The sequence below is a fragment of the Porphyromonas sp. COT-108 OH1349 genome (assembly GCF_000768755.1).
Classification (GTDB): domain Bacteria; phylum Bacteroidota; class Bacteroidia; order Bacteroidales; family Porphyromonadaceae; genus Porphyromonas_A; species Porphyromonas_A canoris.
Genome location: NZ_JRAH01000034.1, coordinates 204,591 through 226,583, shown reverse-complemented (window position 1 = coordinate 226,583; position 21,993 = coordinate 204,591). Strand labels below are relative to the sequence as shown.

Sequence of the window (21,993 nt, the reverse complement as noted above, 5' to 3'; positions counted from 1 at the left end):
TTTCTGTTTAAGATATATGCCAATCTACTTTTTCCAGTATATCCCATGCCCCTCGAGTGAAGTCCGGGATCTCTATCGGAACTGATCCGAGACGAAGAGACTCTTCCGAAAGCGGAATGATAGAGCACCACTCTGCCATGTCATAGACATCCATGTCAAGAGGTAAACCTTTCTGCAGACAGTATATAAGCCGTCTGTCCATAATGCCGCTCATAGGAGCATGTCCCTCCAAATGCTTTATGCCGTCAAGAATATCCGGTGTAAGGATCGGATGGCTGTATTTCTGCAACAGCTGCTCCGTCTGTTCGTGTGGCAGATAGTCCGGAAGATCCGGATGAACTACGCTGTTATAAGAGATGCCGTTACAATATTCAGGCTTCAGCGAGAGTACGGGATAAGGGTATTTTTGAGCGAATCCGTCCGTGCCGACAATCTGCAAAGAGCGAGAGTAAGGTCTGTATGAGGCAACATCGTGTTCGATATAGAGCGTGCATCCTTTCTCTGTCTGTATGATGGTCTGAGTGTGATCTCCATTTGCAAAGCTGCTGAAATCTTCGCCATAATGATCGCCCAACACACGAGGAGTATGCTTCGGGACGGCTTCCATAGCGACTAATCGTGAAAGACGATCTCCTCTGTGTATGTTCATGGCAAGGCAGAGAGGAGCCACTCCATGGGTTGGATAGAGATCTCCTCGCCTTGCAATATTATGCGCCAATCTCCAATCTTCTCTGTGTTGCAGCCATTGGCTGTGAAGATTGTGTACATATCCTCCCTTTGCGTGAACGATTTCCCCGAAGATGCCACACTGTACCATGTGAAGCATGGACAGCTCAAAGCGGTCGTACACACTGTTTTCCAACATGAAGCAATGCCTCCGGGTCTGCTCGGCGGTCTCTACAAGTTGCCATATCTGAGCCATGGAGATGGCTGCCGGCACTTCTATTGCGACATGCTTTCCGTGCATCATCCCCTCCGTTGCTATCTCTGCATGACTCTCCCATGTGGTTGTGATGTAGAGCAAATCCACACAAGAGTCCGTAACACAAGAAGTCGCGGCTCGCTCTCCGGTATAGCAAGAGACCTCACGATAAGGTAAAAGCTCCGATGCTTTCCGTACGACAGACTCGTCCAAATCTGCAAGAGCCACTATTCTGACACCGGGAATCTCTACAAGTCTATCCAAAGCCTTGCTACCTCTTACACCTAAACCAACTATACCGATGCGTACAACCGGAATAGGTTCGGCTCTAAAGGAAAGGAGATGATTATGGTTCATCTCTTTTCTCGCTACTCTTGAGCAAATCCTCCATCAGGGCATCTATGGAGAACAGACCCTTCCGTCCCGGAATATATTCTGCTGCCATGATCGCTCCGGTGGCAAATCCTTCTCGCCCGTGAGCTTTATGCTCTATCGTGATGTCGTCTATCTTTGAAGAGTAAGATATTGTATGCGTGCCCGGTACATTATCTTTGCGATGCGCACGAATGGTAATACCCTCATCCACAGGAGCAAGCGAACCATCCGTAGTGGTAAATATAGCCAACTTCCGATCTATCTTGTCGAGAATCTGATTGGCAAGCGTCAGAGCCGTACCGCTTGGAGCATCTTTCTTCTCGGTATGATGTGTCTCATCTATAATAACACCATACTGGGGAAGAAGATTCATATAAGTGGCAAGCAGCTCATTTATCTTTCCGAAGATATAGACACCGATACTGAAGTTGGAGCTATAAAATAGTGTACCATTCTCCTTCTCCATCGTGCGGATCACATTATCCCACTCGGAAAGCCAGCCTGTAGTACCGCAGACAACAGGTATTCCTGCTCTGAAACACGCCTCCAAATGCCCCGGAGCAGACGAAGGGGTGCTAAACTCTATGGCAACATCCGCAGTGAAAAAAGAGGATGAACGGTCTTCCAACTCCCATACATTCTCCTCGTCTATCACCGATACTATTTTATGCCCTCTCCTTTCCGCTATCTCTTTGATGGTTTTACCCATCTTTCCATATCCTATAAGAGCTATTTTCATGCTGTCTTCGTATATATTTTTCGCTCACAAATATACTTATTATTTCATCCCATCGAAAGCAACAAAAGCTTAACGGAACAGATATGAAGCTTAAAATAAAAAAACTGCAAACTGATATAGTCTCCCGAAAAAAGTTTAGGAGCTTCGGCGATAACCAAAACCCCTAAACTTTTTCTCTCCACTCGGATCTAAAGAATCTCTTATTTCTTTATGTGAAAAATTATAACTCAACGTTCATACTGACCTCTTCAGGATAATTATATCCCGAACCAAAACCTGACGTCTTCTCTTCTTTTAGCTCTTCGTCCGTTGGAAGTTGAGAAATCATTGCCTTCCCCGGCTTTCTTATCTTGCTAACGGAGATATGGTATAAGTGGTTTCTTACCGAAGAGTAAAGTTTGAAAATCTTGGATGAGGATGAGTCTAAAATCTCTTTATGAACCAATGGTATGGCATAAAAACAGATGCCGCCATGATGGTAAGATATACCTCTAATGTGGTAAGAGTTGGTATGAGAGTTCATTCCCGATAATATGTAACGGGCTCTGTCTTTCTCACGTTGGCTTCCCGTAGCTTGCTTGATAAAGTTTTCCAGGTATTTTTTGCCTTCTTCATAGTCTTTCTTAAATGCCTGCTCGTAAGCATCCAGCTGATCTACCTTTGCAGTAGTAACCTTTGTGATAAGAGTCTTAAAACTATTGTCGTCAAATGTTCGTCCTTTATATGTTGCCCAACTCGAACCTAACTCTATTGTCTCCGGAGCGTAGGCAACAGAGACAATTAAGCGCGAGCAGTTGGTTGCTAAAAATTCAGGTCCCTGAATGGTGTTTTCGGGAATCATTCCGTAAAACGGAGTATCGGAAGGAGAGTTTATGTTTATTGTCCTTCCGATATTGGTCCGGGAGAGCTTAGAGTCTTCAATGCGAAAAAACTGAGCATTAACCTGATCAAAATTCTTGATGCTACCAAAATTTCCATCCTTAGGAATGGAAAAATCGCTTTCCACACCGGTTCTTATGATCATCTTGGAGTAGGAGGGAAATGGAACAATGCTCTTGTTCACAACATCCGGATAGATCTTTATCTCTTCACCGATACGTCCTCCTTCCACGACCATGTTATCAAATGAGAGAGTATAATAAGAGCTGACGGGAGTCATCTCGAATAGCTGATAATGCTGAGATGTATCGGAGTTTGAATCATGAGTGTCCGGAGTGGGTTTTATGGTTACCGCTCCATCTTTACAGATGTATGTGTTTTGGATGAAAAAGTCGTCTTTAGAGTCTTTGTCATAGATTGATACCGGACTGTCAAATATCTTTATGTTGGTTTTATTAAGTTCAAGCTTGTCTATAAGAGTCTTATAAGGGTTAAACAAAACAATCAGCTTATAATTGTTTTGCTTAATCTTGATCGGATTGAATTTTATATCGACTCCTGTTTCTGTTAAAGTCAAAGATTCAAAAGCATCCGAAACTATACCTTCTTTGCTTCTGAATACAGGATAGTATATCTGCTGTTTAAGGATATACTCTTTACCGGAAGGTGCAAAAAAGAGAAAATAAACACTTTGAATATCCTGCGAAAGATGCTTCTTAATCTCTAAAAGTTTGTTGCTCCCCTCCTCTTCTCCTCTAAAAACCATCTCATTGTATCTTGTGGAAGAGGTCAAATGTAACTCCATCAGCTTCTCTTGTGGAGTTTCTTTACCGTTATTAGGAAGTCTGAATGGTTCTTCCTTACAACCGGAAGAGAACAGAGCAAGTGCAAGCACTAATGCTGAAATGTGGCTTTTCCTCATAAATTCTTTGTTTTTACGTTAATTTGGAGGTTAAAGGTAAATAAAGGCGGTCTCATAAACAAATTTTTACTCATAATTCACTTCTTTATCGTATTGAAATGGTGATAACGGAGGTTTGCAGCCTGTTTACCTGTGATATCGATAAAGCTTGCCGTGAACATCCATTTCACCAAACGTATTTCCGGAGAACGAAATGCTCCGACAGGAAGCTTGATCAGTATATGATTCCAACCCTTATTCAATTCTACATGAATAGGTTTTCGAGAGGGAATATTCTCATTTCCCAACAAGATCTCATTATCTCTTTTATTATGTGTCGCAGACCATTCGGGAGCCGGGATCTCTTTCTTATTTATCCAAATCTTACTCCCTCTGTAATCCCACTTTCCTTTGGGAGGAGGTAAATCGCTTTCGCTACGGCTATAATTCTGTGTCTCGAATAGCAAACCAACAGTTTGTTTCTTCGGAGAATGTACCCAAGTCATTGCATAAGCGGTGTGATACTCTTTAGGATTATCATAAACATTGGGACAAATAACATTACCCCAAACATGCCTTAGATAGAAACCCGATCCAAAGAATTGATGGCTATCTCTCCTCTTTCCCTCAAATATATAGTGAGGAAGCTGCTTAGGAGGATAAGTAAAAGATTTATCTGAAAGGTAGATCTCTTCTGGAGGAAAGACTTTTTCCAAATCTCCACCATTTTCAAAAGCATCGACAATAACCCAAGATGCTTGGCTCTGCCGAACATAGGGAATTAACTCTGATGATAGAGTACGCTCTTTGTGCCAAAGAAGTCTTCTCTCAAAGTCGGCAAACTCCTTATAGGCATCACTAAATCTGTCTGAAAATAGATTTGTACTCTTGTCGAAATATCCATATCCGCCTCCGAACCACGCACGTTCCGCCATAGCCAACATTGTCGGATAGAAATTATTCTCAGCCATTAAGGTAGGAATATCGGAAATATATCTATCATTCCATACCGCCAGTATCGTTCCTGCCAGATCCGAAGAGCCATTGTGGCTATTGTAAATAGTACTGCTGTATAATGCCCTTATATCTGCAAAAAGATCGTAATGGTTTATATAGTGAAGTCGACTATCTATTGCGGGAATACCGGACTGGGCTTTACCTCTATAACTCCACAGATGTGTCATATCTATCTCCGTTGGTTCATAGTTCCAGCCGGGATTCCATGAGATAACTTTCCGCCCCAAAGAACGGACGTACGCAACCATTTCAGGCACAAAACCCGGATCTGTAAACTCTACTTCATCTGTTCCTATATGTATATAAGGCACATCCATCACCTCTATTGCTTCAGCAAGCAATCTTTTAAGAACAGTCTTACCTTGTTCTATTTGCATACCATATCCCATGGCACGTTCAAAAGCAGCACTGTGTCCGGGCATATCTATTTCAGGAATAAGTAACATATGATGTTGTTTACACCATTCGACCAATTCTTTAGCCTCTTCCAATGTATAGTATTTACCCGGCATACGAGTGGTATGTTCCGGAGCATTCAGCTGAGAATAAATCTTACTCTCTAATCTCCAAGCTTGATTCTCCGTCAGATGCCAATGAAAGACATTAACCTTAAAGTATGAAAGCAGTTGTATTTGCTTTTTAAGTTCGGACATGGGAATGTAAGTCCTTCCGACATCGTGCATGAATCCTCTGATCCTCCAAGCCGGCCAATCTATAATTTCACAAGCCGGAAGTCTGTAAGGATACTGTTCCCATAGCTGGGCAAGCGTTTGCAATCCTCTATAAAGTCCCGTTTCTGTCAGAGCAGAAAGAGTTATGGACTGCTCTGATACGCATAACCGATAAGCCTCTTCCTCGTTTTGAGTTACCTGAGATGGTAAACTGTCCACGACAGAAAGCTGTATGAAATGAGGAGAGTTGGTATCTGTTTTTAAGCCCACTCTCGATAACCAAGTTCCAATAGGAATATCTTGAGAAGAAGATATCAGTTTGACTTTTTGAGCAGTAAAAAATCCTTTGTGTTCCTTATAGCTCTGTGGCTTGGGCAATAGATGATGATGAACAGAGGCGTAAACATTCGTAGATATACATATTGCAAGCAAAGCAATAAGAGAGGGGCTTAAAAGTCTAAAAGTCGTGCGCATTCCTTGTGAGTATTATTGAATGGTAAAGATAAAAATATGGCTGTAATATTTCGAGAGATTTTTATTTCTTTCTACCCAAGAATACTGTCATAAACTTCTGAAATATCATTTCGGTAAAGAATGTCCCTTAGAAAGTGCCTTAAAATAAGAGTTTTGGCAAGAAAAAATATTTTTCATACCTTTGCTTTTCGGCTATTCAGCGGAATAGCTTAAAAGTATCCGAAAATCGGGTACCTCTTCGTTTCGGACGTTCTAAAGATATGTCTGCTACCGGAGAGCCAGTGTGAACTTAAACTTATTGTATGAATTCTAAAACTTTTGCCTTGGCAACAGTTTTTCTGATTTTGCTCTCAGTGCTACTAACTGCTTCTGTCGGTAAAGGAGAGCGTGCCATTTATGGTTATAATCCGGGAGATATGTTGCAAAGGATCAAAGTGGAGGGAGAAATAGTACCGGTGTCTGTGGGTGATGAAGACTCTTCAATAGTACACTTTTGGAGTATTGAAGATGCAAAATCCAGACTGACAAATGCGTTACTTAACGAGCGTTGCAAAGGTTCAGATGTAAATTTTATTTCTATCTGTATTGATGGCTCGCTTCGGGATATGGAGCAATGCTTGGCTTTGGATGGGATAGACCCTCAAGGCAGCTTCAATAAATACCTCCGTTTGAATGATTACCGTACTCTTGCTCGAGACTTTGAAGTAAGAAAAGGACAGACAAAGACGTTTCTTGTATCTGCTTCAGGGATAATAGAAGAGGTCTTCTCCAATGAAGATGCGTGGAAAACCTACTCAGGATTATAGTTCATCGAAAGAGTATGCATGGTCTTAAAAAGACTAAAGCACGACCTAAAAGTCGTTATTGATATCTAAACCCCTCACAATAGTATCTTCGGATGCCAATTGTGAGGGGTTTATTTTTCTCTTTGTATCTTTGGGGCAAACTCACAGAATGCTCTCTTCTATGTTACGATATTTGGCTCCTTTGCTTTATCCTTCCATTTGTTCTCTTTCTGAGAAAGAACGAGAACAGTATTTCAAAGGCAAATGGGTTGTTGTTACCGGTGCATCTCGTGGCATAGGTGCTTGTTTGGTGGAAGAGCTCATCGCGTCAAAAGCAAATCTGCTGCTCATTGCCCGATCTGAAGATAAACTCCGGGAGCTTTGCAGGAAGGCATCATCCCATGGTTGTTCTGCTATCTATCGGGCATTGGACTTGCGTAACCAAGAGCAACTCTCCTTTCTTTGCGAAGAGCTTCCGGGCTTACTTCCCAATGTTCACTTCTTTTTTAGCAATGCGGGAAAATCTATCAAGCGCAAGATATCAGACTCTATTTCACGTTCACATGACTTTGACCGAACCATCTCACTGAATTATACCGCAGCTATACACCTATCTCTTGCTCTTCTTCCTGCCCTCAAACGATCTCATGGTACCATCATATCAACCTCTGCCGTAAGTCTCCTCTACCCTTTTGCACCCGAATGGTCTGCCTATCATTCCTCAAAAGGAGCGGCAGATATCTGGTTTCGCACGGCATCGACAGAGTTATTTACAGAAGGAGTAAAAGTTCGCATTGCTTACATTCCTTTGGTACACACCGAGATGTCTGCACCTAATCTTGATTACAGAAATCTTCCCGGTTATCAACCGGAAGCGGCAGCCCGAATACTTCTAAGGCTTGCCATTGGCAGACGAAACAGATATATCCCTTGGTGGGCAAGGTTGTCCGCTCCTCTCGCTCAAGCTTTCTCTCCTCTTGTAACCATTGGTTATAAATATTATTTCAAGAAAAAAAGATGTCTCAATACCGCTACTCGATTATAAAAGCCCTCTATAATCAAAATTTTATCTCCCCTAAAGGAATCTTCTATTGGATAAAATCCTTTATGAAAGAAGGCTTATCTCTCATGGCTCTACTCCATTTTTCTGCTAAACTTTATCCGAAAAGATTGGCATTGATCTACGGACAAGATGAGAAGAAAAACTACAAAGAGTTGTACGAAGACTCCCTTAAATTAGCCCAACTCCTTATTCAATGTTATAAAGTAAAAAGAGGAGATCAGATTGCAGTCCTGGTAAGAAATCATCATATAGCTGTCATGCTTCTGCCCGCATTGTCTCGTATAGGGGCAGATATTCATCTTCTGAATACAGATCTGAATGCTTCCAAAGTAGAAGAAATCTTAACCACCAAGAGGAGGTTTTCTCTTCTTATCATAGATGAAGAGCTTCGAGAGAGTGTGCTTCCACTCACACCATTACCTTTCACTTGGATTGCAACCGAAGCCATAGACTCTTTGCTCTCTTCTTATCATGATAAAACCTTCTCTACTACCCTGCCACGCATTTGGAGAGGAGGAGCATTTTCTATTCTGACAGGAGGATCAAGCGGGAAATACAAGGAAGTATCTCGAAAGCCTTCAGCTACAAATTTTCTCCTTCCCCTATTGGCTCTATTCCGTCAAGTCGGTATTCAAAACTACGAATCTACCTACATTGCTCTCCCTCTCTATCACGGCTTTGGGTTAGCTACGCTCATAGTATCGCTTGTGATGGGCAAAAGAGTATGGCTGACTCGCAGATTCGATCCGGAAGAGGCTATCCACGGCATAGAAAAATATAGGATAGAGGTAATGCCATTAGTTCCACTCATGCTTTCTCGAATGATACAATGTCCGCAAGCAGAACAACATCTTAAATCCCTGAAAGCGATCATCTGTGGAGGAGACAGGCTGGATCGCAAACTGATCTCCCACGTACATACGGCGGTATCCCCTATTATCTTCAATCTATATGGCACTTCCGAAGCAGGTTTTTTCCTATTGGCTACACCGGAAGATCTGGATGCAAATAGTAAAACTACTCTTGGAAAGCCCATAAAAGGAGTAAAATGTGAAATAAGAAATACCTCTTCCGAAGGAATAGGAGAGCTTTGGGTCTCCTCCTCATGGGCTATGCAGGAGCGAAGAAACCGATGGCAAAACACAGGTGATAGGGCTCGCAAAACTCCGGATGGGTATTACTTTCACGAAGGACGTCAGGATCAGATGGTGGTTTGTGGTGGAGAAAATGTCTATCCGGAAGTTGTAGAAAGAGTCATTGTAGAGCATCCGAATGTCCTCTCAACCAAAGTTTATTCCGAGTCGACTACCGATGGCGTTACATTCTTGGTAGCAGACATAGAGCCGGTGAAAGGGTCGGAAATTTCGGAAGAGGAGCTTAAAACATGGCTTCGTCCAAGACTTTCCCGCGCAGAGATGCCGAGAAAGATAAATATTGGCAAGCTCTCTCTTTTGGCAACAGGGAAAAGAGTTGCCAATCAGAATGAGCTAAAGGAAGTCGTAAATCAAGAGAGGAAATAAAAAGAGTCTGTTTCACACTTTCTTTTGTCCTCTCCCGGCTTCTATCTCTTCTTACCAAAATAGGTCTCTAATAGCTCTGCGCTGGCAACAAATGAGCTTTTTCTATTCTCCAACACATCGTTCTCTACAAGAGGAAGAAGTGTTTCTATCGTTTTATTGTGATAGAAGTTTCTCAAAAGTTCTTCATGTATGCTTTCGTACATCCAGTATTTGGACTGCTGGTTACGCTTCTTCTCGAAGTAGCCATTCTCTTTTACGAAAGCGACATAGTTCTCAATCATCTGCCACACTTCATCTATACCCAAAGCGTAATAGCCCGAATAGGTCAAGACTCTGGGAAACCAACCGCTTTCTGCAGGGGGGAACAAGTGCAGCGCATTGCGATAGTGAGATGCTGCAAGCTTGGCTTTGTCTATATTATCTCCGTCTGCTTTGTTGATGACAATGCCATCCGCCATCTCCATGATACCTCTCTTGATCCCTTGCAACTCGTCTCCCGTTCCGGCAAGCTGAATAAGCAGGAAAAAATCGACCATAGAGTGCACAGCCGTTTCACTCTGACCCACACCTACGGTTTCAACAAAAATGGTATCAAAACCTGCAGCCTCGCAGAGGACAATGGTTTCACGCGTTTTTCTGGCAACACCTCCCAAAGATCCTGCCGAGGGAGAAGGACGTATAAAAGCATTATCTTCCTTTGAAAGATCCTCCATTCGTGTCTTATCTCCCAAGATACTGCCTTTAGAACGTTCACTACTGGGATCTATTGCCAACACTGCAAGCTTATGTCCCTTACGGATAACATGCATCCCGAAAGCATCTATACTCGTACTTTTACCTGCACCGGGAACGCCCGTTATACCGAGACGTATGCTATTCCCGGCATGAGGAAGACACTTCTCGATCACCTCTTGGGCTATCACTTGGTTGCTCTCCAGCGAGCTTTCCACGAGTGTTACCGCCTGAGAAAGCATTGTCATATTTCCTTTCAGAATGCCTTCCACATACTCCGCAGCCGTGTATGTGCGTATCTTTCTCTTTTTAAGATATGGGCTGACTATGGGAGCATTTTCTACTCCCTTATTTACTTTCAGACCTTTATACTTCTCGTCGTTCTCCGGGTGAAACATCTGTGATAACGGTATTAAATATTAAAACGCATTAGTCGATATAGAGCACAAGTCCTTTCAGGTATTCTCCTTCGGGATGATAGATACTTACCGGATGATCCATCGGCTGTGTTAGCTGATGAAGTATCCGCACTTGCTTTCCTGCCTGAAGCGCAGCAGTGAAAACAGCTTGTCTGAACTGTTCGGGAGAGACAGCCTGTGAACAGCTGAACGTAAACAAAATACTTCCGGAGTTCATCTTGGACATCGCTGCCACATTCAGCTTACGATACCCCTGAAGAGCATTATGCAACACTTTACGATGTTTGGCAAAAGCAGGAGGATCGAGTACTACCACATCAAACTCTCCCGGTTCTACCCTGTCCAAATAGCGGAACGCATCTTCCACATAAGCCTCATGAGTGGCATCCTTACTCCATACACTTCTGTTCTCGTCTATGTTTCGCTGCATCATCTCTATGGCTTTGGCGCTGCTGTCCACCGATACTACCCTCTTGGCTCCTCCACGCAAAGCGTAGATGGAGAAGCCTCCCGAATAGCAGAACATATTCAGTACGGATGCTCCCTTAGAGTAGTGTTCAAGAAGTGTTCTATTTTCTCTCTGATCCACGAAAAAGCCTGTCTTCTGCCCTCTAAGGATATCCGGATATATCTTGATGCCATTCTCTAAAGCATAGTTATCTGCAAACTTCTCTCCGCCAATAAGACCACTTGTAAAATCAACTTCGGCTTTGAATGGCAATGTAGTGTCCGACTTGTAATAGACACTCTTGATAATCTCCGAAAAAGGAGCTTGCAGGAGGACATCCCTTACAGACTCCCTTAGCAAGTGCATACCGATAGTATGCGCTTGAATAACCGCAACAGAGCCATATACATCTACTATCAATCCGGGAAGAAAGTCTCCCTCCCCATGCACAAGCCGGTATATGGTATTATCGGAACGTATAAGCCCGATCTTTTTTCTAAGATCCAAAGCAGACTCCAATCTTCGCTTTAGGAAAGCACTATCTATAACCTCCTCTTTGAAAGTTAAAACCCGAACAGCTATGGAGCCTATCTCGCAATATCCACGAGCAAGAAAAGAGCCGTCGGCACTATACACGTCCACGAGTTCTCCCTCTTCCAGTGGTTGAGAACTGTGTTGTATTGCTCCGGAGAACACCCACGGATGACGTCTTTGGAGCGATTCGTTTTTCCCTTTTTTCAGAGTTATGATAGGATATATACCTTTTTCCATTACACTTTTCTTCTTCGTCTTTTTATGACTCTCCTCTTTGGTTTAACTACGGTGGAAGCCAAAAACTCCTCTTTCATATACTCTCTCAGCGCAACATATATCTTGAGCCCTGCCACGGCATCCAATGCCGCGTAAGTGCATTGAGGTGCCGAAAGAACGGGGGCTTCCCAGTTGGTCAGGCGTTGCGCCTTTGAAAGCCTTCTGTTGAACAGCACGGCATATATTTTTGAAAGAGCCAGGACTTCTATTCCGGCTGCCGAAGAGAGGTGTCGAAGCTCACAAAAGTTATGAGTTTCCATCTTATAGTCGGACAGCAGAGCTTTGGTATCGTCTCCAATGCCCACACCCACCTTCACCGGTGCTTCCGACCATAGGAAAGAGAGATAGTCTCTCTTCTCCTCACTATCCAGTATTCGGGGCAGACGGAAAAGATAAACCTTTCCCGGAATAGCCACTTGCAGAAGACTCACCTTGTGATGTACCCCACGCTTAAATGCCGGCTTTGTCTCCGTATCCATCCCGATGACATCGGCATGCCGGATCTCTTCCACTATCTTTTGCAGCTGCGTATCCGAAGTGGTTTCGTCTATTACCACAACAGGTTCAGACAGCTGTTCTATCTCTACTTCTTGCAGCTCTTCCTCCGTGATATTTGTCTTCCGGATGCTATTCATACTCTCCATCCCCTTCCATCTCCATCTCAATAGCATCATGAATGGCACGAGCGATGATCAGCACCTTCTTTCCCCACGTGTGAGTGAATCCTTGCAGGTAGTCATAGATTAGCATCCCTTTTACTTCATCGGTCTGAACATCTATCCGGTAGTTCCAGACAAAGTCAACTATCTCCTGAAAAACATCTGCCACCAGCTCCGAGACCGTGAAAGCCTTGGATTCATACTCCGGCTGAGCCACATCTATGGAGCTGTCTATTATGGTATCGTACTCTCCCATCAGTTCAGCGATACTGTCTTGTACGGCATTATACTGCTCTTCGGTTACTATATACTCGCGCTCCGACTCTTCATACTGATACTCCTCATAGTCTGAAACAGGAGTAGATAGAGCCGCAGAGTAGAGAGCCAACAGATGCCCCTGCAAACCTCGAAGCTTTGCTTCACGATTTCCGGACGAAGACTCTTGCCGAAGAACGGCATAGATGGCTCCTATACAGCCTTGACTGCTTTCGAGAAGCAGGCTTGTAGGCATAGAGCTGCCCTGATCAGTGTCTGATGATACTTTTATACTCATCTTACGATTGCTGGTTTATACTTCCAAATACAAAGGTAACGATACTTGATGACAAACTTTGTCCTTTGATTGAATAAATATGGAGAGTGGAAGAAAACAGTATGGTACAATCTTGATCACGCTACAATAATCGTCTATACATGATTAAATCTTCTTTTAATCCTTTCAAAAAAGAGCTTTAATGCCTTTTATATTTCAATATCAAGGGCTGATTTGTGGAAATCGAACCTTGAGATATACGAACCAAAGCTTGAAAGGGAGCAGTCAAAGCCCGATGGCAACTCTTTGCCCTATTCGACCAATCTTTTGAATAGGTTTATCAAAGAAAGTGTACGGCTTAATACTCATTTCTCTCGCGCCTAAATAGCACAGAGCAATGGTTTGTGGATCTCTTCAGGAAATAAAAAACTGCAAGCACTCCCCTTAAAAGAGGTAATACTTGCAGTTTACCGACTATGCTCAATCTTACTTGAGCATTTCGGGAAAGTTTCTAAAGAGAGTTGTTACTCTTCGGAGAGATATTACAGCTCGTTCTCAGACAAATATCTTTCTACTTCTATCGCAGCCTTACATCCGCTTCCTGCCGCTGTAATGGCTTGACGATAGTGAGGGTCTGCCACGTCTCCTGCGGCAAAAACACCGGGAACATTGGTCTTTGGAGAGCCTTCTATGGTCTTGATGTAACCTTGTTCGTCAAGATCTACCACACCTTTAACCAAATCCGTATTAGGAGTATGACCGATAGCCAGAAAGAAGCCGTCTATGGCAATATCCACCATCTTTTCATCTGCTTCACCCTTGCGATAAACAAGATGAGCGCCTTCCACTCCGTTTTCACCAAAGAGTCCGACAGTGTTATGTTCAAATAAAATCTCGATCTTTTCGTTCTTCATAACGCGATCTTGCATAACCTTAGAAGCTCTCAAATATGGTTTACGAACGATGAGATATACTTTCGATGCCAAACTGGAAAGATAGATAGCCTCTTCACAAGCGGTATCTCCGCCTCCTACTACTGCTACTACCTTGTTGCGGTAGAAGAATCCGTCACAAGTGGCGCAAGCACTCACACCCATTCCATTGTACTTCTTCTCATCTTCCAAGCCCAAGTATTTGGCTGTGGCTCCCGTAGAAATGATGATAGCATGAGCCAGATAGCTTTCGGTGCCATCTACGGTTACCTTATAAGGTTTAGAGGAAAAGTCTATGTCTGTAACGAGTCCGGGCTTTATGTCTGCCCCGAAACGCTCTGCCTGTGCACGCAAGTCCATCATCAGCTCTGTACCGGTGATACCATTGGGATAACCGGGGAAATTTTCTACATCGGTAGTAGTGGTAAGCTGTCCTCCGGGTTGTATCCCCTCGAAAAGAACGGGAGAAAGATTTGCTCTTGATGCATATATGGCAGCAGTGTATCCCGCAGGACCGGATCCTACTATCAGACAACGCACTGTGGGAGTTGTGTTCATGTCGGTCATTTTTTGTTGTTTATTTATTGGTTTATCTTAAATCTATTACTTCAATATTTCGGGAAAAATTTTTCTTGTCGAACTCAAAAAGTTTTCCCGTTGTACCATAGGGTTTCGTTATCTTCTTAATCTCTATGATGGTCTCCTTGTCCTCTTTTCTATCTCCCTTTTCCTTGAAACGGATGATCGAAGGTGTGTAAGATGCGTCTGTATCTATGGACAAAGAGGTAAGCATGCCTCCATAACCGGCTTTCGGCGTTGCCAAAAAGCGAGACATATTATTAGGCAATTTCTGTACAGAGGTTGTAAAATCTTGCTTGAGCAGTCTGCCTAAAGAGATAAGAAGAGAGAGCTCTTCAAGTTCTGACTCTGAAGGAGAGGTCAGATTGACTTCGTTTGTTCCACTCGACATGACCCAAAGAAGCTTTCCGTTGTACCAGGCGGTGAGAGGAGCAGTATTGAGGTAAAACTTTTCTCCTTGAGCCGTGAGAGTACAACCATGTATAGGCTTCTGGTCGGGATAGGTCAGTGTAAACTCTATCAACATACCATCCGACGGATTGACCTTGTCCGACAATGCCTTTATCGGATCCGTTGCTTTCACTTGTGCCATCGAACCGATGGCGACAACAGCCAACAAGACACTGAATACTGTTTTTACTATTTGGTGTTTCATGATGTTTCTTCTTAAAGTTGGTTATCTGTTAAGATCTTTCAAGGATTTTCCGAAGATCTTCTGCGGACTCAATCAATACCTGTCTCGGCTTACTTCCTTCGGATGGTCCTACCACGCCTGCCTGCTCAAGCTGATCCATAAGTCTGCCGGCACGGGCAAAACCGATGGCAAGACGTCTTTGGAGCAGAGATGTACTGCCACTCTGCTCTAAAAGCATAATATTAGCCGCCTCTTCAAAAAGAGCGTCTCTGCTGCCGGAATCCATATCGCTACCATACTCTCCACGACCTCCGGATGAGCCGTTGCCTCCTACTTCCGGGAGATAAAGGGGATGAGGATACCCCTGCTGCTTGGATATATAATCCACAACTCTGTTTATCTCTTCGGTATCTATGTAAGCACACTGTACGCGTATCGCTTCATTGCCTTGCGAATAAAGCAGATCGCCTCGACCAACAAGCCTGTTAGCTCCTGAAGCATCAAGAATGGTACGAGAGTCGATGGATGAGTAGACTTTGAATGAGATACGTCCAGGGAAGTTGGCCTTAATGGTTCCGGTGATGATGCTTGCCGTTGGACGTTGAGTGGCAATAATAGAGTGTATTCCCACTGCACGGGCTTTTTGAGCGATTCGAGCAAGAGGAAGCTCTATCTCTTTACCCGCTGTCATGATGAGATCTCCATACTCATCTATCACCAGCACTATGTATGGCATAAACTTATATCCCTTGCTCGGACTCAAAAGCCTGCGTTTGAACTTGTGGTTATACTCCACAATGTTTTTTACACCGGCTTTGGTGAGAAGTTCGTACCTGTCATCCATCTCTTTGCAGAGAGAGTTAAGTGTACTTACCACCTTGGCTGTATCGGTAATGATAACCTGTTCCTCATCTTCCAACTTAGCCATATAGTGGTTTTGAATCATGGAAAAGACACTGAATTCAACCATTTTAGGATCCACCATGACGAATTTAAGTTCACTCGGATGCTTGCTATACAGCAGTGAAAGAATGATCACATTAAGACCTACGGACTTTCCCTGCCCCGTTGCTCCGGCTACAAGAAGATGAGGAATCTTTGCAAGGTCGAAGCTGAATACTTCATTCGTAATGGTCCGACCCAATGCAACCGGAAGCTCGTACTTTTTCTCTAAAAACTTTTGAGAGCTTAGCACAGAACGGAAGCCGACAGTTTTCGGATTTCTATTGGCTACCTCTATACCGATAGTACCTTTGCCCGGAATAGGAGCAATGATACGTATTCCGAGTGCAGACAAACTAAGTGCAATATCATCCTCCAAATTTTTTATTCTGGAAATGCGCACACCATCTGCCGGTACCACTTCGTAAAGAGTAACAGTAGGACCAACGGTTGCCCTGATAGAGACAATGCTGACCTGAAAACTCTCTAATGTCGCAGTGATACGCCTTTTATTATCCTCTATTTCATCTAAATCTACCGTCTGCGTATCCTCTTTTCTGTCGTCCAAAAGCTCTATGGAAGGCATCTTGAAATGACTCAATTCGATATGAGGATCATACTCTCCCAACTCCTGCAATAAGGCTTGTGCTAAGGCATTATCTTCTAAAGTATCACTCTTGGGACGTACAACTTCAAGATCTATCCCATCTTCTTTTCCGGAAGCATAGGTTTCGATATGATGATCAATAAGTTCCTCATCAGAACCGGAATGGGTTGGCGAACAGGATGATGCCGGTTGAGAAGAAGAATCGGAAGTAAAAACATCGTTATCAATACCTTCAATCTCATCTCCCAAAGTATCATAATCGTTTTCTTCTTTTCTTTTCCTTTTGAAACGTGCAAAGAAACCGTTCCCTTTTTTCCTCTCTTCAGGCACAACAGGGATAGCATCGGCTGGCTGTTTTTTCTTTATCTCCAACCATCCTTTGACCTTTGGAGTAAAACTCTGAAAGAATATGAGCAGTATCGCAAAAAGGAAAAAGATCAAGACAAGAATGGTTCCCGGATATCCTATCTGTAGTACACTGTAATCTGCGAGCTTTTTACCAAAAAGGCCACCAAGGAAAAAGAACTGATTCGGGAATAATGCGCCTCCTGCAAGACCCAGTAAAAGCATGCTCCAAAACATCAATGAACCACACAGGAAGAATAGTCTTATGTATCCCCCTTTGCGATTACGTAAAATGCGCAACCCGGCTAAGCAGATAAAGACAATGGGGAAAATGGCAGACAATCCAAGCCACCCATTAACAATATTATGCATGGAGTATGCGCCCTTTACTCCCGAAGGATTGGCAATAGTATCTCCCGTAGAGACTTCAGCTTGTGGGACATTAAGCACAACACTCTGATCCGCCTTTCCGGTAAAGAAATAAGAGAAGAATGCTATAAGAAGAAAGACTCCCAAGAAAGTCAAAAGAGCACCGATCAAAAGCACATACGTATCCCTCGTAACGTGTATGCCGGTATTCTTGACCCATTCAGGGAGTTTTATATTTTTGGTTTTGCCTTTATTTGTCTTCATCTTCAGAGTAAGGAGAGATTATTTAGCTTAGCAAATGTAGTGATTTTTTCGTACTATTCAGAGCCTTTTCTGCCCTTACATATCTCTTCTTTCTCTTTTATAATCCCAGTTTTTGTCTCAGTAAACGGTATCTGGAAAGACTGATGCGTATAATGTCCCCACTGTGTAAAACCAGCTGTCTCTGCTCTCCATAACGCTCTATTCTTGCAATGTGCTTGACATTTACAATGTAGGAGCGGTGTACGCGAACAAAAAGATCTTGAGGAAGCATGTCTTCTGTTGCTTTCATCGTTTGCTCTTTCAGCCAATGTCCGTCCGGTGTATGGATAGCAATATAGTCTCCATCCGCTGCAATATAAAGGATTTCATCTAAAGAAAGTATCCGTATTTTAGATCCGCTCCTTACAGTCAGCTTATCTACCACCGGAGAAGAAGCGGTCAAAGCCTGTTCTTCAACGGGTATCTTCTCCTCCTCTTCCTGTGTCTCTTTCACTTTGTTGAGGTATCTCATCATGAATATTATCCCGAACAGACAAGTGATCAACACTCTTACCGGAGCCGTTTTCAGCCACTGCTCCCATGAAAGAGACTCAAAAAGATTTAGAAAAAGATACTCTGCACCAACAGCCACAATGCTTATACACAACAATGCAACAGCTATCCAAACTCTTACTTTACTAAACCGGAGCAAGTAAGAAAAGGCATAACTTCCTAAGAATAGTACCGCAGCATAGAAAAGTATATCCCAAACAGAAAGATAAAGATTAAGCCCTCCTACTGCAAAGGTATATACTGATGCTATTACCAAACAAGCAAAGATGCGGTGTTTCTCTATGTTGTGCAGCTGCTCCATCCGTTATTTGATCTCCACTCCGGAGAATATTGCAGACTTGACATTGATAATCAGTTTGCGGTCTGAATTCTGATTGAAAATTCTCATGCGCTTATTGGAAACACCTCCGAATGTAGAAACTGATTTCACTTCTACGTTCCAATCGGGCGGCATCAGTATCTCAACACCACCAAAAGCTGCTGTAACTACCAATTCAGTCTCTCCAACAGGAAGCGTGGTCTGTCTTAAATCCAAATCGACTCCGCCAAACAAAACATCTATACTCCCTCCTCTGAATACCGGATCCAGTACAACGTACTCGCCACCGGAGAAAAGATATCGGCAATCTATTCTTCCATCATCTGTTATCCCATTGCCATTAGTTTCTTTGGTATAGTGTCTTGTAAAAGATTTTCGTAGTTTTTCCCTCCTGTTATTCTGAATAGCCGGTAAGGCATACAGAAAAAGAAGAGCTCCCAAAACCATTGCTCCAATAGGCCAATATGTAGACAATGACTCAAGATAAAAGGATATTTCCGGAAATATCTTACTAAGCTTCAGCAGAAGAAAGCCCAAACCAAATCCGGTAACCACCAATCCTCCGATATCAAAAGAGTGAGACAGATAAAAAAGTCCGACAGTAATGAGCAACATCTGCCATGAGAATATGATTCTAAGGAATGATTTGTCCAATAATCCCATGTTAGACAATAAAAAGAGAAGTGCTCCTGCTATGATCAATAACGCAATCGAAGCTGTTGTATTCCTGCCTCCGGTATCTCTTTTAGCTAAAAACCGTCCCATGAATCCCGCTCCTAATATATATAGCATCACCGCTCCCAATATTTCTATAAGAGCATCGAAGTTGTCCCCTCCGGATATAACACCGGCAAACAACAGACCTCCACCTGCTATCATAAGCAAGAGAGAAAAGAACAGAGTAAATCCCGATTTTTGATTTGAAATATTCATATCACAATACATTAGTTTATCAGTTACTATTCAGACCAAAGAGTTGGCTCTCTCATCCGGAGCAGTACTCTCGTCTATCTGATACAAAAATAGGATAATCAGGCTCCTAATACAATACAACCCCGACTAAACGGCTTAATAATCCCGACGAATGACCTCTTTTAGACGATCAAAACCGACAAAATCAATCTTCATTTTTGTTCCTTATACCGATAAGGTGTTCTTCCCAAAGGTCTCCTGAAAAGGCATTCCGCCTCTCTGTTTTATCGAAAAAGACCGACACTGCCTTCTAAAGCAAGTCGGTCTTTCTGTTTTATTGTCAAACATTATCTCTGTCAGAGATCTTCCCTCAAACTAATCTTTCATAAAGATTTTTGCATCAAGGGATTTCGTACAGGATAACGCCTTTGAGTCAATCATCAATACAGAGATCGGATAACCTCTGTAAAGAGTGCCGTCATCTTCTTGGAAGCGGCATTTGCTGCCCGTATCACGTCATCGCCATCATTTACAAAGTCATCATCGAAATGGTATCCCTCATTTGTTATCACGGACATACCAAATACACGAATATCGCAATGGCGAGCCATTATCACCTCAGGCACTGTACTCATACCTATTGCATCCCCTCCGATTATATTCAGAAACTTATACTCCGCCGGTGTTTCATAAGAAGGACCTGTCCAACCCACATATACACCCTCTTTCAGAGCGGTATCCTGTTGGGCTGCCACCTCTTTGGCTTTTGCGATAAGTGCACGATCATAAGCTCTGGTCATATCGGAAAAACGAGGTCCAAACTCTGACATATTCGGTCCAATGAGAGGATTGGGCAGAAGATTTATATGATCCGTTATGATCATCAAGTCTCCGACCTTAAAAGATTCGTTGGTACCTCCTGCGGCATTGGAAACAAAAAGATACTCTATACCCAAAAGCTTGAACACTCTTACGTGGAATGTTACCTGCTGCATGCTGTACCCCTCATAGTAATGAAAGCGTCCCTGCATGGCGACAACCGGAACACCTCCCAACTTTCCTATGATAAGCTGACCTTTGTGCCCTATGGCTGTGGACTTTACAAAGTTTGGAATTGTATCATAAGGTATTGCCTTGGCATCCTCTATCATATCTGCCAATGCTCCCAATCCGCTACCAAGCGTGATGGCAACCTTTGTATCTTCCGGGATGAAGCGACGCAGATAAGCTGCCGCCTCTTCATAATGTTTATATTCAAACTGTGTCATAATGTAGCAATATAAGTGTCTGTTAATATTTATCCTCTTCCGGCTCTGCGAAGCAGGTCGTTAGAGACTTCCACTCCTTTCTTTAAGAGTAGATCGTATTCCGGTATCTGCCGTTCTCTCATCAGTACTTTTCCATCTACGATAGTGGTATCCACGGCACTACCGGAGGCAGAATAGACCAAATTCGAAATAAAGTCATGGCATGGTGTCATCTCCGGGATATCAAGTCGGACAAGAGACAAATCTGCCAGTTTTCCCGGCTCTATCTCTCCCCCGTCTATTCTAAGAATCTCGCTTCCCGCCTTTGTGGCAGCCACGAACATCTCTTTAGCCGGTGTTGCTTTGGGGTCTCCGCGCCAAGCTTTCCCGAGAAGCGAAGCGAGTTTCATCGCTTGCACCATATCCAGATTGTTGGAAGAAGAGCACCCGTCCGTACCAATTCCCACACGTATCCCCTTCTCACACATCTCTTCGCTCCTGAACTTATATCCGGATGCCAGCTTCATATTGGAAGCCGGATTGTGTACGGTGCTGCAACCATAGTCGGCAAGGATTTGCAGTTCCTCACTATCCATCCAAAGGGAGTGAGCCAAAACCAAACGAGGAGAAAGGACACCGAGATCTTTGAGATACCTTACCGGAGTAGTTCCAAAGTTTTTGGTGCAGTCTTTCCACTCTTGATAGGTCTCAGCCAAATGCAGATTCACGAGACAGTCATGCTCCTTCGCAAACTCATGTGCAAACTGCAACTGGGGAGCGGAAACGGTATATATGGCATGAGGTCCTACTGCAAACCGGACTCTGTCGGAGTAATGAGAAAACAGCTCAAAGTACTTATGGCAGTTTTTCTGATCCAATTTTGCTCGTGCATCATCCCATCTGTCAAACATGGTGTAAGACAATACGGCTCTTATTCCACTATCTTCCACCGCTTGTGCAGTAGCTTCCGGGAATGTGTACATGTCCAAAAAAGCCGTCGTTCCGGTCTGTATCATCTCCATGCAAGCCAGACGAGAGCCCCAATAGATGTCGTCCGGCGTAAGATGTGCCTCTACCGGCCAAATCATGTTTTCGAGCCAATCCATCAAGTCTCTATCGTCTCCATAACCTCTAAAATAGGTCATCGCTGCGTGAGTATGACAGTTGACCAGCCCCGGTATCACTCCCCTGTTTTTACCGGAAATGATATCCACCTCACCTGAAAGAGATGCCGGATTTATAGACCCGGCATTCTCTACCTTTGTTATTCTGTTTCCTTCTATTAAAATATCTACCTGCCTGTCTATGTGCAGGACATCTTGTATCAGTATAGGCATGTATCCTC

18 protein-coding genes are annotated in these 21,993 nt (G+C 43.4%); 3 read left to right on the top strand and 15 right to left on the bottom strand.

What is annotated here, in order from left to right; genetic code table 11:
• Nucleotides 1-7 precede the first annotated feature (7 nt).
• From JT26_RS08760 to JT26_RS08745, 4 genes are all read right to left on the bottom strand, one after another.
• The gene (locus tag JT26_RS08760) at nt 8-1,279 is read right to left on the bottom strand and encodes a Gfo/Idh/MocA family protein (protein WP_052110488.1); all 1,272 of its coding nucleotides are present in this window, start codon (nt 1,277-1,279) and stop codon (nt 8-10) included.
• On the bottom strand, nt 1,269-2,036 hold the full coding sequence (dapB, locus tag JT26_RS08755) for a 4-hydroxy-tetrahydrodipicolinate reductase (protein ID WP_036792220.1): 768 nt from the start codon (nt 2,034-2,036) through the stop codon (nt 1,269-1,271). Before dapB ends, JT26_RS08760 begins: the two co-directional genes overlap by 11 nt.
• A 220-nt stretch (nt 2,037-2,256) precedes the next feature.
• Entirely contained in the window at nt 2,257-3,837 is a 1,581-nt protein-coding gene (locus JT26_RS08750) for a fimbria major subunit (protein ID WP_036848907.1), read from the bottom strand.
• 77 nt (nt 3,838-3,914) lie between these two features.
• Nucleotides 3,915-5,978 (bottom strand): family 20 glycosylhydrolase, encoded by a 2,064-nt coding sequence (locus JT26_RS08745; protein WP_036848906.1) that lies wholly within the window; start codon nt 5,976-5,978, stop codon nt 3,915-3,917.
• Nucleotides 5,979-6,280: 302 nt separating this feature from the next.
• Between JT26_RS08745 and JT26_RS08740 the strand changes: the two genes are divergently transcribed.
• The 3 genes from JT26_RS08740 to JT26_RS08730 all read left to right on the top strand — a co-directional run bounded on the left by JT26_RS08740 (nt 6,281) and on the right by JT26_RS08730 (nt 9,346).
• Nucleotides 6,281-6,784, top strand: coding sequence for a hypothetical protein (locus JT26_RS08740; RefSeq protein WP_036848904.1), 504 nt, complete (start codon nt 6,281-6,283; stop codon nt 6,782-6,784).
• Nucleotides 6,785-6,944: 160 nt separating this feature from the next.
• Nucleotides 6,945-7,808 carry an SDR family oxidoreductase gene (locus tag JT26_RS08735; protein ID WP_235300060.1) on the top strand — a complete coding sequence of 288 codons (864 nt, stop codon included), beginning with the start codon at nt 6,945-6,947 and terminating at the stop codon, nt 7,806-7,808.
• Between the two features lie 62 nt (nt 7,809-7,870).
• On the top strand, nt 7,871-9,346 hold the full coding sequence (locus tag JT26_RS08730) for an AMP-binding protein (protein ID WP_160217653.1): 1,476 nt from the start codon (nt 7,871-7,873) through the stop codon (nt 9,344-9,346).
• A 41-nt stretch (nt 9,347-9,387) separates the two neighbouring features.
• On the opposite strand, the gene meaB is transcribed toward JT26_RS08730, so the two are convergent.
• From meaB to JT26_RS08675, 11 genes are all read right to left on the bottom strand, one after another.
• A complete protein-coding gene (gene meaB, locus JT26_RS08725; protein ID WP_036848902.1) occupies nt 9,388-10,476 on the bottom strand; it encodes a methylmalonyl Co-A mutase-associated GTPase MeaB in 1,089 nt (362 codons plus the stop codon).
• A gap of 31 nt (nt 10,477-10,507) precedes the next feature.
• Entirely contained in the window at nt 10,508-11,704 is a 1,197-nt protein-coding gene (locus tag JT26_RS08720) for a class I SAM-dependent rRNA methyltransferase (protein WP_036849159.1), read from the bottom strand.
• Between the two features lie 11 nt (nt 11,705-11,715).
• Nucleotides 11,716-12,390 (bottom strand): 3'-5' exonuclease, encoded by a 675-nt coding sequence (locus JT26_RS08715; protein ID WP_036849158.1) that lies wholly within the window; start codon nt 12,388-12,390, stop codon nt 11,716-11,718.
• Nucleotides 12,383-12,967 carry a DUF5063 domain-containing protein gene (locus JT26_RS08710; protein ID WP_081966427.1) on the bottom strand — a complete coding sequence of 195 codons (585 nt, stop codon included), beginning with the start codon at nt 12,965-12,967 and terminating at the stop codon, nt 12,383-12,385. The genes JT26_RS08715 and JT26_RS08710 overlap by 8 nt, the downstream gene beginning before the upstream one ends.
• Before the next feature lie 521 nt (nt 12,968-13,488).
• Entirely contained in the window at nt 13,489-14,436 is a 948-nt protein-coding gene (gene trxB, locus JT26_RS08705; protein ID WP_036792858.1) for a thioredoxin-disulfide reductase, read from the bottom strand.
• 31 nt (nt 14,437-14,467) lie between these two features.
• The gene (locus JT26_RS08700) at nt 14,468-15,112 is read right to left on the bottom strand and encodes a LolA-like putative outer membrane lipoprotein chaperone (RefSeq protein WP_036848899.1); all 645 of its coding nucleotides are present in this window, start codon (nt 15,110-15,112) and stop codon (nt 14,468-14,470) included.
• 28 nt (nt 15,113-15,140) lie between these two features.
• Entirely contained in the window at nt 15,141-17,618 is a 2,478-nt protein-coding gene (locus tag JT26_RS08695) for a DNA translocase FtsK (protein WP_036848897.1), read from the bottom strand.
• Between the two features lie 97 nt (nt 17,619-17,715).
• On the bottom strand, nt 17,716-18,471 hold the full coding sequence (locus JT26_RS10280; protein WP_052110485.1) for a LytTR family DNA-binding domain-containing protein: 756 nt from the start codon (nt 18,469-18,471) through the stop codon (nt 17,716-17,718).
• Between the two features lie 3 nt (nt 18,472-18,474).
• The gene (locus JT26_RS08685; RefSeq protein WP_036848895.1) at nt 18,475-19,422 is read right to left on the bottom strand and encodes a LiaF domain-containing protein; all 948 of its coding nucleotides are present in this window, start codon (nt 19,420-19,422) and stop codon (nt 18,475-18,477) included.
• A gap of 419 nt (nt 19,423-19,841) precedes the next feature.
• The gene (locus JT26_RS08680; protein WP_036848892.1) at nt 19,842-20,669 is read right to left on the bottom strand and encodes a purine nucleoside phosphorylase I, inosine and guanosine-specific; all 828 of its coding nucleotides are present in this window, start codon (nt 20,667-20,669) and stop codon (nt 19,842-19,844) included.
• Between the two features lie 29 nt (nt 20,670-20,698).
• Nucleotides 20,699-21,985 (bottom strand): amidohydrolase, encoded by a 1,287-nt coding sequence (locus tag JT26_RS08675; RefSeq protein ID WP_036848890.1) that lies wholly within the window; start codon nt 21,983-21,985, stop codon nt 20,699-20,701.
• Nucleotides 21,986-21,993: the final 8 nt, after the last annotated feature.